Annotated in this window: 16 protein-coding genes and 1 other annotated feature; of the genes, 10 read left to right on the forward strand and 6 right to left on the reverse strand. The window is 35.6% G+C overall.

The annotated features are described in order from the left end of the window. Positions 1–241: 241 nt before the first annotated feature. On the reverse strand, positions 242–1,666 hold the full coding sequence (locus AC1DMU_RS04885) for an amino acid permease (RefSeq protein ID WP_088063805.1): 1,425 nt from the start codon (positions 1,664–1,666) through the stop codon (positions 242–244). A 270-nt stretch (positions 1,667–1,936) separates the two neighbouring features. On the opposite strand from AC1DMU_RS04885, the gene AC1DMU_RS04890 reads away from it, so the two are divergent. Beyond that, a complete protein-coding gene (locus tag AC1DMU_RS04890; protein ID WP_000250770.1) occupies positions 1,937–2,686 on the forward strand; it encodes an IclR family transcriptional regulator in 750 nt (249 codons plus the stop codon). A gap of 76 nt (positions 2,687–2,762) precedes the next feature. Next, complete coding sequence (locus AC1DMU_RS04895; protein ID WP_088063804.1) at positions 2,763–4,403, forward strand: M20/M25/M40 family metallo-hydrolase; 1,641 nt, start codon at positions 2,763–2,765, stop codon at positions 4,401–4,403. Between the two features lie 191 nt (positions 4,404–4,594). On the opposite strand, the gene proC is transcribed toward AC1DMU_RS04895, so the two are convergent. Then, positions 4,595–5,413 carry a pyrroline-5-carboxylate reductase gene (gene proC, locus AC1DMU_RS04900; protein ID WP_087984645.1) on the reverse strand — a complete coding sequence of 273 codons (819 nt, stop codon included), beginning with the start codon at positions 5,411–5,413 and terminating at the stop codon, positions 4,595–4,597. A gap of 339 nt (positions 5,414–5,752) precedes the next feature. Continuing rightward, positions 5,753–5,963: a binding site (T-box leader), on the forward strand. 144 nt (positions 5,964–6,107) lie between these two features. On the opposite strand from proC, the gene proB reads away from it, so the two are divergent. Further along, positions 6,108–7,211: a glutamate 5-kinase gene (gene proB / locus AC1DMU_RS04905; protein WP_088063803.1), complete on the forward strand. Its 1,104-nt coding sequence runs from the start codon at positions 6,108–6,110 to the stop codon at positions 7,209–7,211. 31 nt (positions 7,212–7,242) lie between these two features. Next, entirely contained in the window at positions 7,243–8,490 is a 1,248-nt protein-coding gene (locus AC1DMU_RS04910; protein WP_088063802.1) for a glutamate-5-semialdehyde dehydrogenase, read from the forward strand. A 49-nt stretch (positions 8,491–8,539) separates the two neighbouring features. Here AC1DMU_RS04910 and AC1DMU_RS04915 read toward each other — a convergent pair whose 3' ends face one another. After that, a complete protein-coding gene (locus tag AC1DMU_RS04915) occupies positions 8,540–9,733 on the reverse strand; it encodes a nucleoside transporter C-terminal domain-containing protein (RefSeq protein WP_088063801.1) in 1,194 nt (397 codons plus the stop codon). A 162-nt stretch (positions 9,734–9,895) separates the two neighbouring features. On the opposite strand from AC1DMU_RS04915, the gene AC1DMU_RS04920 reads away from it, so the two are divergent. From AC1DMU_RS04920 to AC1DMU_RS04940, 5 genes are all read left to right on the forward strand, one after another. Continuing rightward, positions 9,896–10,939, forward strand: a complete 1,044-nt coding sequence (locus AC1DMU_RS04920) for an ArsR/SmtB family transcription factor (RefSeq protein WP_088063800.1) — start codon at positions 9,896–9,898, stop codon at positions 10,937–10,939. A gap of 57 nt (positions 10,940–10,996) precedes the next feature. Then, positions 10,997–12,211, forward strand: coding sequence for an MFS transporter (locus AC1DMU_RS04925; protein ID WP_142291765.1), 1,215 nt, complete (start codon positions 10,997–10,999; stop codon positions 12,209–12,211). Between the two features lie 96 nt (positions 12,212–12,307). Further along, entirely contained in the window at positions 12,308–12,634 is a 327-nt protein-coding gene (gene hmoA / locus AC1DMU_RS04930; RefSeq protein WP_088609164.1) for a heme-degrading monooxygenase HmoA, read from the forward strand. 148 nt (positions 12,635–12,782) lie between these two features. Continuing rightward, complete coding sequence (locus tag AC1DMU_RS04935) at positions 12,783–13,487, forward strand: nucleotidyltransferase domain-containing protein (RefSeq protein WP_088063797.1); 705 nt, start codon at positions 12,783–12,785, stop codon at positions 13,485–13,487. A 204-nt stretch (positions 13,488–13,691) separates the two neighbouring features. Next, positions 13,692–14,084 (forward strand): VOC family protein, encoded by a 393-nt coding sequence (locus AC1DMU_RS04940; RefSeq protein WP_087984652.1) that lies wholly within the window; start codon positions 13,692–13,694, stop codon positions 14,082–14,084. A gap of 143 nt (positions 14,085–14,227) precedes the next feature. Here AC1DMU_RS04940 and AC1DMU_RS04945 read toward each other — a convergent pair whose 3' ends face one another. Then, positions 14,228–14,830 (reverse strand): chorismate mutase, encoded by a 603-nt coding sequence (locus AC1DMU_RS04945; RefSeq protein WP_142291764.1) that lies wholly within the window; start codon positions 14,828–14,830, stop codon positions 14,228–14,230. Positions 14,831–15,071: 241 nt separating this feature from the next. Here AC1DMU_RS04945 and AC1DMU_RS04950 point away from each other — a divergent pair, with 241 nt between their 5' ends. Then, positions 15,072–15,575 carry a GNAT family N-acetyltransferase gene (locus AC1DMU_RS04950; RefSeq protein WP_088063795.1) on the forward strand — a complete coding sequence of 168 codons (504 nt, stop codon included), beginning with the start codon at positions 15,072–15,074 and terminating at the stop codon, positions 15,573–15,575. Between the two features lie 138 nt (positions 15,576–15,713). Here AC1DMU_RS04950 and lsrF read toward each other — a convergent pair whose 3' ends face one another. Both lsrF and AC1DMU_RS04960 read right to left on the reverse strand, forming a co-directional pair. Then, complete coding sequence (gene lsrF, locus AC1DMU_RS04955; protein ID WP_088063794.1) at positions 15,714–16,496, reverse strand: 3-hydroxy-5-phosphonooxypentane-2,4-dione thiolase; 783 nt, start codon at positions 16,494–16,496, stop codon at positions 15,714–15,716. A gap of 6 nt (positions 16,497–16,502) precedes the next feature. Beyond that, positions 16,503–16,865, reverse strand: a complete 363-nt coding sequence (locus tag AC1DMU_RS04960; RefSeq protein WP_046959771.1) for a cupin domain-containing protein — start codon at positions 16,863–16,865, stop codon at positions 16,503–16,505. Between the last annotated feature and the right edge of the window lie 2 nt (positions 16,866–16,867).

Below are 16,867 nucleotides of genomic sequence, written 5' to 3' on the forward strand. Positions count from 1 at the left end.
AAACAGTAAAGAAAATCAATAACGTATTAAAAGTGAAAAAATCCAATTATTAGTATTGTAGTATTTACCGCATTATGGAAATTGGTATCACTTTTCAAAGAACTTGCAATCCAAGTAAAGGTATATAGTAACACTGAATCGTATGAGGTAATGAATGAAAAGGGAATAGAACAAATGCCAATGATAAAAGACCGCATATGAAATGAAAGCCATGTGCGGTCTTTTATATATAAGTATAGTATTACATAGTCTCGCTAATTTTACTTTCACTATGAGTGTTAGTAGCAATTCTTTTCTTAACTTTAAAGTGATAGTAGGTATAGCAAAAAACGATAAACGGTACAGTGCAATAGATTCCAAGTCGTTGTTCTGGGATAAAAATAAGACTGATTAATATAATGCCATACAATCCAAAACCAAGAATTGGTACAAGTGGATAAAGTGGAGTTTTAAATTTTAAGTCTTCTAATTTTCCACCGTCTGCTAAATAATGTTTACGGAAAAAGAATTGAGAGACACAAATTGACATCCAAACAATGATTGTAATGACGCCAGAAATGGAAATTAACCATAAGTAAACTGTTTCAGCAGCTACAACGCTTGTTAAAAGAGAAAAAGCAGAAATAGAAATTGTCAAAATTAAAGCGTTTAAAGGTATTCCTCGTGAAGATAATTTTTTTAAAAAGGCCGGAGCCATTTCATTTTTTGATAATGACCAAAGCATGCGAGTTGCGGCGTACAGTCCAGAGTTTGCGACAGAAAGAACAGCAGTAAGAATAACAAAATTCATAATATCAGCTGCATATGGAATACCGATATTATCAAATACAGCAACGAATGGGCTCTTTGTTAATCCTGCTTCTTCCCAAGGAATTAAAGCAACAAGAACAAAGATTGCTAAGACGAAGAAAAACATCGTGCGCCATATAATATTTCTAATAGAACGAGGTAAAGTTTTTGCTGGATCTTCACTTTCACCTGCTGCGATTCCGACAAGTTCTGTACCTTGGAAGGAATAATTGACTGTAACCATTGTTAATAGAATAGCTGCAAGTCCATTTGGGAATAAACCGCCATGATTTACGAAATTTGATAATAACGGGGCTGGTTCGTCGCCTTTTAAGTCAATAAAACCGAACATAGCGGCACCGCCAAGGATAATAAAAGCTATAATGGCAGATACTTTTATACTTGAAAACCAAAATTCTGTTTCTGCATAACTACGAGCAGATAATGCGTTAATAGTGAAGATAGTAACGCCAAATATTAAACACCAAACCCAAACAGGAATATCAGGAAACCAGCGCTGCATTGTAATGCCGGCAGTTGTAAATTCAAGACCGGTCGTATTCGCCCAGCTTAACCAATACAACCATCCGATTGTAAAGCCAGTTGCAGGATTGATGAACTTAGTTGCATATTCCTGAAAAGAACCTGAAACAGGCATGGCTACAGCAAGTTCACCAAGACAAAGCATAACGAAATACATTAATAATCCACCAGCCATAAAGGCAAGTACGGATCCACCAGGTCCAGCTTGACTTATAATAAAACCAGATCCGTTAAATAATCCCGTTCCAATCACACCACCGAGTGCAATCATGAATAAGTGTCTACTTTTCATCGTACGTTTTAATTCATTGTTTGTATTACTTACTTGCGTCATTGTTTTCCTCACTTTCGTAGTTGATAGAATGAAGTTTGATGTTTTTCCGTATTGTGGAATGTATTCCGTGATGTGAAATCTTGTTATAATTTTCAGATAATTAAAAAGAAAAGTCAATATTTTTTTGTTCGCGCTTACAAATTGTTATCAGTGGTATGTTTTTATTTTTAGAAAATTGAATAAATAGATTGATTTCATTTTAAATTTTTGTTAAATTGATAGGTAATTGAGCGAACTAGCATATTACAAGTCAAGCTGAGGTGAGTTATTATGGTGCAGTCCATTGATAGAGCGATAAGTATTATAAAGTTGTTAAATTCTACTAATGAAAAAGAGTATTGGGCAATTTCTGATATAGCGGACAGAACACATCTCCCAGTTAGTACAGTACATAGATTACTTAACTCTTTAATCGAGCATGGGTTAGTTACGCAAATTTCAGAAACGAAACAGTACAAAATTGGGCCAATGTGGATGGAAATAGGATTACGTCAATTGGAGAAGGTAGACTACAGATCAGTTGCAAGAGAAGTGATGAAGCGGTTAGCCTCTGAAGTGGAAGAGAGTGTTTATTTGAACATTCCAAATGGAACACATTCTATTATCATTGAAAGAATGGATAGCCCTTTAAAAATTCGAGTTATTGATAATTTAGGGGAACAAATTCCACTTTCAATAGGTGCTGCAAATAAAACGATGCTTGCCAATATGAAAACGAATGAAATGGAACATATTGTAGAACATTTACTTTCTTCATTACCAGAACAAAAGCACATTCTTTTAGATCAAATAAAGCAAATAAAAACTGAAGGATATGCGGTAAGTTATGGTGAAAAAACAGAAGGGACAGCTTCAGTAGCTGCACCTATTATCGGATTTAATCATAAAGTAGTAGGAGCATTAAGTGTTGGGTTAATTAGTCATCGCATAAATGATGATCGACTATCTTTTCTGATTAGTAAGGTAAAACAAGCAGCTCATGAAATATCAATAAAAATCGGCAGTACATCAGAACTATAATTTTGATAACTGTCGTCATTTTTTATTCATATACTGGAATTCATTTTCATAATGCGGAAAAAATAGGGGGATTTATATGTCAAAGTGGCAATCAAAAGAACAATTGATTCAATTATTAAGCAGTCTTGTTGAAATTCCTAGTATTACAGGTACAGAAGCTGAAGTGATATTGCCAGACTTTGTTGTGGAACAATTATCTGATTTACAGTACTTCAAAGAAAACCCACATCATTTGCAAAAAAATCCGACGGGGGACGGACGATATTTTGTTACAGCCCTAGTGAAGAAAAGCGATAGTACAAAAAATACCGTAATTTTAGTTAGTCACTTTGATGTTGTAGATGTGCAAGATTACGGAGTTTGGAAAGAAGATGCATTTAATCCTAAAAAGTTAACATCTATGTTTTATTCTCATAAAGATGAATTACCAGACCATGTACGTGAAGATATAGAACAAGGAGATTGGCTGTTTGGCAGAGGAACAATGGATATGAAATGCGGCCTCACATTACAAATGGCAATGATTGAGCAAGCCTGTGAAGGAAGATTTGACGGGAATGTTCTTTTATTAGCTGTTCCAGATGAAGAAGTAAACTCTGTAGGGATGAGGGCTGCTGTTCCAAGACTACTAGAGTTAGCAAGAGAACATAACTTGGATTATAAAACGGTATTAAATTCAGAGCCTATGTTTTCACGACATCCTGGTGACCAAAATAAGTATATTTATACTGGTTCTATTGGTAAAGTGTTACCTGGATTTCTTTGCTATGGTAAAGAAACACATGTGGGTGAACCATTTGCAGGCTTAAATGGGAGTTATATGGCTGCTTTATTAACGGCTGAATTAGAATTGAATACGGACCTTTGTGATGTTGTAGAAGGAGAAGCGAGTCCTCCCCCAACTAACTTACTTCAACGTGATTTAAAGGAGGATTATTCTGTACAAATTCCGCATCGTGCAGTCACATTATTCAATTTGTTTTTACTGGAAAAAACGATGACAGACGTCGTTTCAATGTTACGTCAAAAAGTAACGAAAGTAGCAGAGAAAATAGAAGAATCATACGAGAAGCAAGCATATCGTTTTTCTAAATATAATCCGTTTATACCGCCTAATATGAAAGTAAATGTATTAACGTATGAAGAGCTTATCGCTTATGCAATTGAACAACATGGGCAAGAGAAAATAGATGATATTCAATCTAATATAATAAAAAATAGAGAAGATAAAGATGATCGTGCGGTAACAATTGATTTAGTAGATAAACTATCTATTTTATGTAAAGAAAAGGCGCCGATGATTGTACTTTTCTTTGCTCCACCATATTATCCAGCTGTAAGTTCACGCAACAATCCGTTAATTAAAGATGTAGTTGCAGAAATGGAAAAGTATGCTCACTACAATCATAACATTACATTTGAAAACCAAAACTATTTTGGGGGAATTTCAGATTTGAGCTATGTGGGCTTACAGAATCCACTAGATTCAATGAGTTCACTTGTAGACAATATGCCATTATGGGATAAAGGTTATTCGATTCCACTTCAGGATCTAGAAGAGTTTGACGTTCCGGTATTAAATATGGGGCCGGTAGGAAAAGATGCACATCAATGGACAGAACGTTTAGATGTAAATTACGCATTTGAAACGCTATTAGATATGTTACCGAAATGCATTGAAAAATTATTAGTTTCTAATAAAATTACACAATCATAGTAGAGAATAAGGAAGGGATAAAACTGAAATTTCAAAAGAAGATACAAATAAAATTATTGTAGTATAATCAAAAAAACGGACAAACTCAAGTATCTATGAGTTTGTCCGTTTATCATTTAGTGCAAGCGAGAGAGTATGTAATCCACCGTTTTCAAACTAAATTCAAAGCTAACGTGATCTCTTTTATAGTTTTACTTTTTCGTTTGCCCAGATAGTTCAACAGACTTTTGTGTACAGCGCTGCATTGCCGAAATAATTGCAGTTCGTAATCCTTTTTCCTCTAATGTTGCTACAGCTTCTATCGTTGTTCCGCCAGGAGAACAAACCATATCTTTCAATTCACCTGGATGTATGCCTGTTTCTAGTACCATTTTTGCAGAACCTAACACAGCTTGAGCAGCGAATTTATATGCTTGATTTCTAGGCATACCATCTAATACAGCTGCATCTGCCATCGCTTCTATAATCATATATACGTATGCTGGCGACGAACCACTTACAGATGTTACAACGTTCATTAATTTTTCGCTTACGATCTCTGTTTGACCAAAGCTATTGAAAATGTTTAGCACATCTTCTAAATCTTTTTCTGTCACCATTTCATTAGGGCATAATGCAGACATTCCTTCTCCAACAAGAGCAGGGGTGTTAGGCATTACTCTTACAACCTTTAATTTTTTAGCAAAAGCTTCTTCAGTACTTTTAATGCTTTTCCCGGCAGCGATCGTTACGATGATAACATCGTTTTTGATTACTTCTTTTATTTCGTTAATGATTGATGTGTATAGGTCTGGTTTAATTGATAAAATTAAAATATCAGCATTTTTAGCTACTTCATTGTTGTCAGTAGTTGTAGTTAGCCCATATTTTTCACTAGCATTTTTTAAATTCGTAGTGTTTAAATCCGAACAAATAATATTATTTGCAGACACTATCTTTTTGTGTAGCATCCCACCAATCATAGCCATTCCCATATTTCCGCAACCGATGAATCCAATTTGTTTATCCATAATAACTCAATCTTGCTCCTTTTATAATAAATTATATCATTTCGAAATTGCTATCTTAAAATAACAATAACATCTTTATGTAATATAAAGAAACATTCTAAGAGAATATATTCCTTTTTGCAACACCAAAAGATAAAAATCAATTATATTCGACATTATGTAAATATATACACTTTAATTTTAGGTTTTATGTTGATGAATATGAGTTAAACTTATATCGATTTGTATTTTCATTCAGTACGGTAATAATTTCATACAAGTAACTTACCGCTCTATTTATTTTTAAAAATACTTCTTGACACCAAATCAAATTATATCGCATAATATAAAAAATTAAACCGAAAATCGTTGAAGGGAAATAGTACATATGTCTTCTTGCGAAAGAGAGTGGAATTCACCGGCTGAAAGATTCCTCGTATAGAATATATCGAACCTATCTCTGAGTCTTAAATGAAAGTTTAGGCGTTCGCCTGCGTTATAGGCGCCAAGTGGATATCTATGTATATCAATTAAGGTGGTACCGCGGAACAATGACCGTTTCGTCCTTTTTATTTTATTAAGGGCGAAGCGGTCATTTTTATTTTGCTCTTAAATAGGCTAGGCGCAGCATTGAAAAGAATAGAATCGCTGCAAGCTATATGAATAGAAGTGTAATTTATAAAAAACTTTGATTTTAGACTTGGGGGATAAAAAAATGAAAAAACAACGAATTGTTGTAAAGATTGGGAGTAGTTCCTTGGCAGATAGTCACGGAGGCATTTCTAAAGAACAACTTTCAGATCACGTTGCCGCATTGGCTCGATTGAAAGAGGAAGGGCATGAAGTTTTGTTAATTACATCTGGGGCTGTCGCTGCAGGTTTTTCGGCTCTAGGATATCCTACCAGACCTGTGACAATTAAAGGAAAACAGGCTGCTGCGGCTGTTGGACAAAGTTTGTTAATGCAGGCGTACACGGAGGAATTTCGTAAATATGGCATCGTTACAGCGCAACTATTGCTGACGAGAAGTGATTTTTCTAGAAAAGAACAATATAGTAATGCTTACGCTACTTTAGGAGAGTTACTAAACCGTTCTGCTCTACCAATCATTAATGAAAATGATTCCATCTCATTAGAGGAGCTAACGTTCGGTGATAATGATATGCTGTCAGCTTTAGTAAGCGGACTTGTTTCGGCAGATATGCTTATGATTTTTACGGATGTGAACGGTTTATATGACAAAAATCCACAGAAAAATGCGGATGCGAAAAAATATTATTTCCTTCCTGAAGTTACGGAAGAGATTGCTTCTCTTGCAGGAGATGCTGGGTCCAAACTTGGGACTGGCGGTATGAAATCAAAAATTGATGCTGCGAAGACAGCACTTTCTCTTGGCGTGAGTGTATTTATCGGAACAGGACGTGGACAAGAGAAGTTTGTAGATGTTTTGAAGGGCAAAGGTGATGGTACGTATGTCGGAAATGCCCCTCAAAAAGAGATGAAGATGAACAAGCAATGGATCGCGTTGCATTCGCTTGTTAGCGGACAAATTGAAGTAGACGCTGGAGCAGCTACTGCTATCATTCAGCATGGTAAGAGTCTTCTTCCTGCTGGCGTTACAAATGTTTCAGGATTTTTCCAAGTTGGCGATGTCGTAGAAGTAATGACGCAACAAGGGCGCGTAATTGGAAAAGGACAATGCACATATAGCGCAGAGGAATTAAGAGAGATAAAAGGTATGCAAAGTCAACATATTCAAGCAAGAGGCGAAAGGCATAATTATGAAGTCATTCATAGAGATTATTGGGTGTCACTTTAAGAATAGTGATATTAAAAAGGAGGAAATGAAGATGAATGAAGTGTTGGCAAAGGGAAAAAAAGCGAAAGAAATTGCTAGAGAACTTGTACTAAAATCTACAAGTCAAAAAAATGAAGCACTTGCTGCAATTGCTGAAAGGCTAATAGTAGAAACAGCCTATATTTTAAAGGAAAACAAACGGGATATTGAAGAAGGTAAGGCGAAAGGATTTTCCGATTCTCTCATTGATCGTCTTATGCTGACTGAGCAGCGTATTATTGATATGGCAGAGGGGATTAAGCAGTTAATTGAATTACGCGATCCTATTGGAGAATGTGTAAGCGAATGGGAGCGACCAAATGGATTATCTATTCAGGAGATGCGTGTACCACTTGGTGTTGTTGGCATGATTTACGAGGCAAGGCCGAATGTAACGGTAGATGCTGCTACAATTTGTTTGAAAACAGGAAACGCAGTTATATTACGTGGTAGTTCTTCTGCTATCAATTCTAATAAAGCCATCGTTTCCGTTATTCATCGGGCGCTCAAAGAAACAAGCTTGCCTCCAGAAAGTGTACAGCTTATAGAAGATACAACGCGAGATAGTGCAAAGCAGTTGTTTACAATGAATGATTACCTAGACGTTCTTATTCCAAGAGGAGGCAAACAATTAATTGATACGGTAGTGAGAGAAGCGTCTGTTCCGGTACTTGAAACAGGTGCAGGAAATTGTCATATTTTCATTGATGAAATAGCGAATAAACAAATGGCAATTGATATTATTATTAATGCAAAAACGCAGCGTCCATCTGTATGTAATGCCATTGAAACGATTGTACTTCATGAGAAGTGGGCGCAGCAATTTGGTAGCGAGCTGTTTTCAACTTTGAAGGAAAAAGGCGTGGAGCTACGTGGTGATCAGAAAGCATTGGCAATCGATTCGTCAATTGTACTTGCTTCAGAAGAAGATTGGGAAACAGAATTTTTATCACTCACGTTGGCAGTGAAAGTAGTTTCTTCTATAGAAGAAGCGATTCATCACATAAATACGTATGGTTCTATGCATTCCGAAGCGATTATTTCAGAAAACGAGGAAAACGTCAGCAAATTCTTCACAGCTGTAGATGCGGCTGCACTGTATCATAATGCATCCACTCGTTTTACTGATGGATCTGAATTCGGATTCGGCGCTGAAATTGGCATCAGTACACAAAAGTTACACGTAAGGGGACCAATGGGACTTCCTGCATTAACTTCTACAAAATATGTGATTCGTGGAAATGGTCAGATTCGAAAATAAAAATAAAAGACACTCAATTCGTTTGAGTGTCTTTTATTTTAAATATTATTCACCATACAAATAGCCCAACAAGCATAGCGCTTAATAAGGAAACTGCCATTCCGCTAACGAGAAGCTTCCACACATTTTTACCGATTATAGCTGATTTTTCTCCGCCAAATAATGAATTGTAAGTTCCGTAAATCATACCTACTGTACTAAAGTTAGCAAAAGAAGCTAGAAATGTTGTTGCAACCGCAATCGTATGTGGCTGTAACGACTTTAAATTCGATTTTAAATCCATCATTGCAACAAATTCATTCGTCGTTATTTTGATCCCCATTAATTCAGCTACATACATCGCATCACTGCCCGATAGACCGAGTAAAAAAGCAAAGGGGCTAAAGATAATGGAGAAGATTTTTTGAATTGTTAAACCTGTGACGAAAAAGCCTAAAATTCCATTTAAACATGCAGTTAATGCCACATAACCAATTACCATAGCTAAAATAACGATAACCATATTCATCCCGACTAACATACTGTTTGAAATAGTAGAAAAGAAATCTTTTTTTTCATCTTTTGAAGGTGTATATATGACATCTTCTTCTTTCGTAATTTCTACAGGATTTAAAACATTGGCTAAAATTAATGCGTTAATACAGTTTAAAGGGATTGCGCTGAAAATATATGTTGCTGGAACCATTGATAAATAAGCGCCAAGAATGGAGCCGCTAACGCTACTCATACTCATAATTCCAAAAGTTAATAAACGATTATCTTTTAAAACAGATAACTGATCACGAACAACCGCAAGTGCTTCGGTGTTTCCTAAAAACATCATTTGAATCGAAAAGAAACTTTCTAACTTTGGTAAACGAGAAATCTTTGAAATAACTGCACCTACTTTATCAATAATCCAAGTTAAGATTCCGAAGTACGAAAGAATATCAAAGAAGGTGATAACGAAAATGATAGGAAGTAATGCGCTAAAGAAGAAATCAATTGTTTGATTTTCCATAGCGGAAGGAAAGGCAAACCGAATACCTTCATTCGCGCATGACAGTAGCCAACTGAAAAATGACGCAATTTTATTAATGATAATACTACCGAGCTTCGTACCTAACATAAACCACGTAATAAAAAGCTCTAATATGATTAGAATAACGATTGGTCTCCATTTTATTTGTTTTTTATTAGGCGAACATAGGAAAACGATTAATATGACAACGAAAATCCCTAACATATTTAATATAAAATACATGTCAACAACTCCTTGAAAGTTATTATTTGTATATAAAAAAGCTCCTATTCTTCTTAATTTAGAATGAATGTATTTCAACTTAAATTTCATTAATTCTAAAAATATAGAAGGTATAATTCGATAAAAATAGAATTTAATATATAGTAAACAGGGAGGGATAAAATGGAGGTCTATCACATAACGAGTAGAAAGAGGGAAACTTACCATGTTCAAGTGAAGTATTCGATACTTTTCGAATGCGCACTCGGCATTGCGGCAATCACTCATAAAAGGTTAATCGATACCCTTGAAAAGAGTCAAAATGAATGGGAAGAAATTAAGGAATCATTAACAGAAGAAATGAGAGAGCACTTACAGTTTGTAGAAGAACATAATACGTGGAAAGCGTTACTTCAGTTGTTGTATAAAGAGGATTTTCAGGACTTAGCACAGTTTCATGCTAAAATCGATTCGCTTTCAGAAGTAGATTTGAAATATATATGCTTACCGTTTTTAGGCGAGAAGTATGAAAAGAAAAGACATTTAGCAGCAAGTGGAGACGTAACTGCAATACATGAACTAATGGAACTGACACATGATCATCAGTTTTTCTCTACGTATCTTCGTTTTATATGTAATATCGATGTGCAAAAACTAAAGGACCATTTGGTAGCCGTTATGACAGGGTGGTATGAGAGTGTTATTCAGAAAGAGGAGGAGCAAATACTTTCTATATTACAAAGAGATTATGAAGCGAAAAATGAAATGAATAAAAAGATGAAACCAGAAGAGTTTGTCGAGTGGGCGACTGGCGGTGTGAACTATATGCCAGAACCAAGTGTTCATTATGTACTTCTTATCCCGCAAATGACGTACAGACCGTGGAACATTGAGGCGGATATTGAAGATACGAAAGTATTTCATTACCCAGTCGCAAACGAAAGCATCCATCCTGAAGATCTATATGAACCGAATTATTTTTTAGTTCAAAAACATAAGGCACTTGGGGATGAAGCGAGGTTACGCATTGTAAAAATGTTGTTCGAACAAGAACGGACTTTGCAGGAAATTACAGAAAGACTGCAACTCGGTAAATCGACTGTACACCATCATTTGAAATTGTTACGTGCAGCGAAGTTAGTAGATATACATGACGGGAAATATGTATTGAGAAAGAAAGCAGTACAGTCGTTAGCGAAAGAATTAGATGCGTTTTTAAATAGATAATATGCAACTAGAATGCACATAGAGGGAGGAATCTAGTAGAAAAGTTGGTGTGTGAAATTGAAAAATGTATTGAAAAACCGTTCGTTCTTTTATATGTGGATTGGCAGTGCAATTTCAGAGTTAGGCGGGGCTTTCGGAACGTTATGTAATTCGATTCTTGTTTACGAATTAACAGGATCAAAAACAGCATTAAGTAGTATGTGGCTACTATACTTTATCCCATCTCTTATACTACAACTAATAAGTGGCCCATTTATTGATAAATGGAGCCGGAAGTGGATTATGATTTTTTCGCAATGGATGCGGGCTTCGGTTTTCTTACTGCCGTTAGTCATGTTACTTACTAACAGTATAGAAGTTTGGCATGTGTATGTCGTACAAATAATAATCGGGCTTATTACGCCGCTGTATACACCTGCAAGTCAAGCAATTACACCGAGTATTGTAAGTAAAGAACAGCTTCAAGACGCAAATGCGTATATTGATGGAATGGCTCGTCTTATGATGTTTCTTGCGCCCGTATTAGCCGGAGTAATCATTCATTTGATTGGAACAGAACTTACATTATCTTTCGTATGTATTTGTCTATTTGTTAGTGGTGCATTATTACTTAATATAAAAGAAAAGAGAACAAAACAATCTATTCGGAAAACGTGGTTAGAACAGTTTCTTCACGGTTTTACATATTTTTTCACAAAACCAGTTATCGTTTGGCTCGGTATTTTTCTTACTTTCGTGCAATTTGGAGTTGGGGTTACGCTAGTTACAAATCTTCCTTATATAAAAGACGAGCTGTCAGCCGGGTATGCGGAATTTGGTTATTTTATGGCCGGATTCCCATTTGGCTATGTAGTTGGATCTATACTAGTCGGAAAAGTAACATATAAAAGCCGGCGTATACTTATGCTTGGTGGATTGTTTATAGGAGGACTCACATATATTTCTCTAGCATTCAATCATAGTATAGTAATTGCAGTGTTCATTGAAGTTGTTGCAGGCATTTGCATTGCCTTTTTCAATGTTCATAACACGACAATAAGCCAACAAACAGTACCGAACAATATGATAGGACAAGTATTTTCAGTGCGTTTATTTTTCATACGATCTGCTATGCCGTTAGGTGTGTTATTAGGAGGCATACTAAGTGAAATCTGGGGAATAAGAGCACTATACTTTATTATCGGTGCGATTATATGTATTACTTCTTTAATAGGATTATTACTTCCGTATTTCAAATTTTTAGATGAGGCAGTTGAAGAGAAAACGGCATGATTCAAATAATTAAAACTTTTTAATTGAAAATAATTATCATAATCAACTATAATAGAAGAATAGTAGTATTCGTATTATAAAGAGGGAGTGGGATATATGTTTATTGAAACGAAAACATTTACAGTAAAAGAAGGTACATCAAATATAGTTGTAGAACGTTTCACTGGCGAAGGTATTATTGAAAAATTTGAAGGCTTCATCGACTTAAGCGTTCTTGTGAAAAAAGTAAGACGCGGCGACGAAGAAGTTGTCGTTATGATTCGCTGGGAATCTGAAGAAGCATGGAAAAACTGGGAAACAAGTGAAGAACATCTAGCAGGACATAGAGCGAGTCGTGGTAAACCAAAACCAGATCATATCATTAAAGTGGATCACGCAGTTTATTATGTAAAATCATCGAAAGCGGCTTATCAGCAGTCGTAAAATATAATTAAAGGTAGAGGATATTTGTTTATTAATAAACAAATATCCTCTTTTTTTGACTTATAGTAAAATATGGATGTGATATATGTTTTATTGTTTCGTTATAAATGGAGGTACATGAAGTGAAAAAAATGTTTGGAGGTTACAAATGTTAGAAGCACAAATATCTATTAAACATGAACAACATAAAAAATTAGTGCAAACCATAGTAGCTGAAATCTTATCTATAAATAAGATAACTGGATGTATGCTTATCGGATCTGTCGCAAGAGGTGATGCATATCCTGATTCGGATTTAGACTTCTATGTTCTTTTAGAAGACGGACAAAATAAGAAATTTCATTCTGAAACGAGAGAAGAAATTTTAGTTGAATATAAGTATGCAGACGTTAATCAAATACTAGAAAACTTCAAAAACAATCCGATGGAATTATACTCATTTTTAGAAGGGGAAATTTTATTTGATAAAAGCGGCGAGTTGAAAAAGTTAAAGGAAATAGCTACATATGAATTTGAAAACTATCGTGTTTCTAGTGACAAAGTGAAAGGCATTTCTTATTGGTTGCATAGTTCGCTCATTAAAATTCAGTCTGCTTTAAAAGCAAATGATGAGTTAAAAGCTTCATACATAGTTCACACGTCAACTTGGACATTGATAGAAGGCATATGGGCCATTCATAACAAACCTACACCGCCAGCGGGATCTGTTTTAAGATATATACAAATGTTGCCTAATAAACCAATTCATTTGGAGGCATTACTTCATAAACTATTTGTAGGGGATACAATAGAACGTACCTCTTCGGCAATGTTCTTAATTGAGTGGATTTTACACAATTTGAAAAGTAAATAATTTGACCATTTTATATAGGTAAATTAAAATTTCATGTCGAATGATTCATGTAATTGCATGCATTAAAAAAGCGTTCTAAGCTATAGAGAAAAGTATTAGACTATAAAGCATAGTCTTAGACGGAACGCTTGAATATCTTGCTTTACATATTTAGGTGTTATGGATATGAGTCTATATAACTTCTGTTTAATAGGAGATGAGTAAATGAAGTTAAATCATTTGAATCTATGTGTTGATGATTTATCAGAAGCGAGACATTTCTTTGAAACATTTTTTGATTTTCAATTTTTGGAGCAAAAGGGGAAGGCACTAGTAGTGATGAGTGATGAGAGTGGATTTATACTTGTGCTAAGCGATCCAAAAGCATTTAAGGGAAATAAGGAAGTTATGTACCCTGAAGCTTTTCATATTGGTTTTTTAGTGGATACTTCAAGTGAAGTTGATCAAACATATAATCGTTTAGTAGCTGGTGGCATTGAAATAGAAAAGGCGCCGTATGCAATGAGAGGTAGTAGTTACGGTTTTTATTTTTCAATGTTTAATGGATTGTTAATTGAAGTGTCCTGCCTTGACTATAAAGATGGTAAGAAAATTTAATAACAAATTTACAAGAGTAATTGCATGAAGATGTAACTATACCCCTTATCCAGTTTGGAAAGGGGCTTGATCATTTTAAGGGACATAAAAGTGAAAATAAACGAATTTTAGTCAGGAAAAGGGCATGTGAGACAGCTTCTTTATTAATCTATCTTAATTTCAAATTCAAGTACAGTTTGATCTTTCCTAAACGGTATATTGAGTTCTTTAAATTGTAATCTAATTCCAGACGAATTATCAGGAAGGGCAGGAGATACAACGAAATGATGACTCAAATGTCCATCAGTACCGCCACCACCTTCAGGCCAGCAGTCATATGTATCATCTATTGATAATTGGAAGAAACTATGAGGCTTATTTTCATTAAAAGTGTTATTCGTAGAATCCCAATCGCTATATAAATAAACGACACTAGCATTTGCATATTGCCGAATAAAAGTTACGGTATACATGATACCATCATGTTCATAAGATTTAAAAGCAGGTATATGTTTTTTGAATGTAGTTGGTTCGACGCGAGGTTTAAATTCACCTTCGTCCATCATGGAAGAGAATAATGAATTTAAATAGTCTGGATAGAATCCGTATTGCTTTGCCCATTTATAAATGGCTTCATCATGTGGAAAACCTGGATCACCATCTGAAAGTTCTTTTCGTTCTTTTAATAGGGCACAAATTTTTTCATCGATAGTATATAACCTTTCATCGTAATAATCAGTAGGCCGTTCAAAACCCATTCGTTTCATAATCATTCCTCCTTTTCTTTATTTTAACAAAAAAGAAAGTGCGATACATTTTTAAATGTAAATTTAAACTCATTCATAAATCAAATATTGTAGACTTAAAATGAAGTTTGATAACAAGGTCTATTTAGCAGAGGAATTGCTTATGCATAAAATAATAATGTATGAATCAAGCAGGTTTCCCATATGGTAAAGTACGAAACTATTATAAGTAGTACAGTGAAATCAATAGGAGGTTACCGCTATGACAGCTGTTTTTAAAGATATGGCGTTCCAGTTAAAAACGGAACGACTCGATCTGAATATGTGGGAGGAATCTGATGCAGTCTGGCTGAGACAATTAATTGGTGAACGTGGTGTGGACATGCCAACCATTGAATCTGTTCGTAGCTCTCTTATCGAAATGCGCAAGAAAGCAACTGAAAATGGTATTTCTCTTCTTACTATACGTAGGCGAGAAGAAGGGGATTTCATCGGATACTGTGGTTTAATCATCGGTCGTTCCACGCTTGAAGAGCCAGAGATTGCATATGAGTTGTTCCAAAGTGCTCATCGAAAAGGTTATGCGACAGAGGCAGCATCAGCAGTGCTTGAGGCCGCGATCGCTACGGGGCGCCAAAGACTTTGGTCAACTGTAGGTGCTTGGAATACAGCGTCTTTCCGGGTATTAGAAAAGATAGGGTTTCATCGGCATCACAGTACGTGGGGGGAGCGCGGTGAGATTGTTTGGAACGTACGCGATCTGTAGAAATCTGACTAAATCCGGAACAAAAAAATGTAAAAGAAAACCTCTATGCTAGGTTACTTAGTAATCTAACATAGAGGTTTTTCTTTATAGTAAATATTAATTTTGTATATATTTAAGAGTAATAGTCTGTCGTTTATTTTAATTTTTTACATCGTCGAATAATTGGAGTGCCTCTTTCACATTCAATCTATTCTTCACAATGCCATGAATCGCTTGAATCATCGCAGCAGGATGTTCAGATTGCCATATGTTTCGCCCCATATCTACGCCGATTGCGCCTTCTTGCAGTGCATTGTACGTAATGTTTAATGCGTCTTCAATTGAATCGAGTTTTGGACCACCAGCGATTACAACTGGGGCAGGGCAAGTGCTGGTGATTTTTTCGAATCCTTCGCAGTAATACGTTTTAATAATGTCAGCACCCATTTCAACACATACGCGGGAAGCGAGTGCTAGAAAGCGTGCTTCACGTTTTTGTAATTCTTTCGCAACAGCGGTAATACCGAGTACTGGTAGACCGTAATCGTGAGCTTCTGAAACTACATTTGCGAGATTTGAAACAGTTTGTGTTTCATAGTCTGATCCGACGAAAACAGAAACACCGACGCCAATTGCGTTTTGTTTTACTGCTTCTTTTACTGGTGTAACAATTGTTTCATTCGCTAAATCTTTACCGACGACAGTAGCTCCACCTGAAACACGCATAACCATCGGTGTGCTGCAGTTTTCAGGAATACAGGAGCTAAGTACACCTCGAGTTAAAAAGAGGGAATCTGTGTAAGGAAGTAAGTTTTTAACTGTTTCAAGTGGCTGTTCTAGCCCGTGAATGGGTCCTAAAAAGTAGCCGTGATCTATCGCTAACATAACCGCTCTTCCATCAGGCAAAATTGTATTTAATCGATTTTTAAATCCCCAAGTCATTAGAAATCACTCCTTCGTTAATGTTGGATTTTCCGTTTGTACCGTATCTTTATTTGGTAAATGTGGTGACTTAATAAAAACTGCTTTAAAAGGTTTGTCAGAATGGTTAATAAGATAGTGAGATTCATGAGGGCGAACTTGCAATACATCGCCTTGTTTAATCGGAACTTTTTCGTTATTCACATAGAAATCAATTTCACCTTCTAATGCATAAAAGACTTCCTCGCACGTCGTATGGTAGTGATTTTGAAACTCTTGCCCAGGCTGAATGACAACAAGGCCAAGATCAATATTCGGACCTTGTATTAAATATTTCGGCCCATTATCACCGAAGCGATAGGAGAAGTCATTTTCATTCGCTTTTAACATAC

This window comes from Bacillus sp. 01N45 (assembly GCF_056399205.1).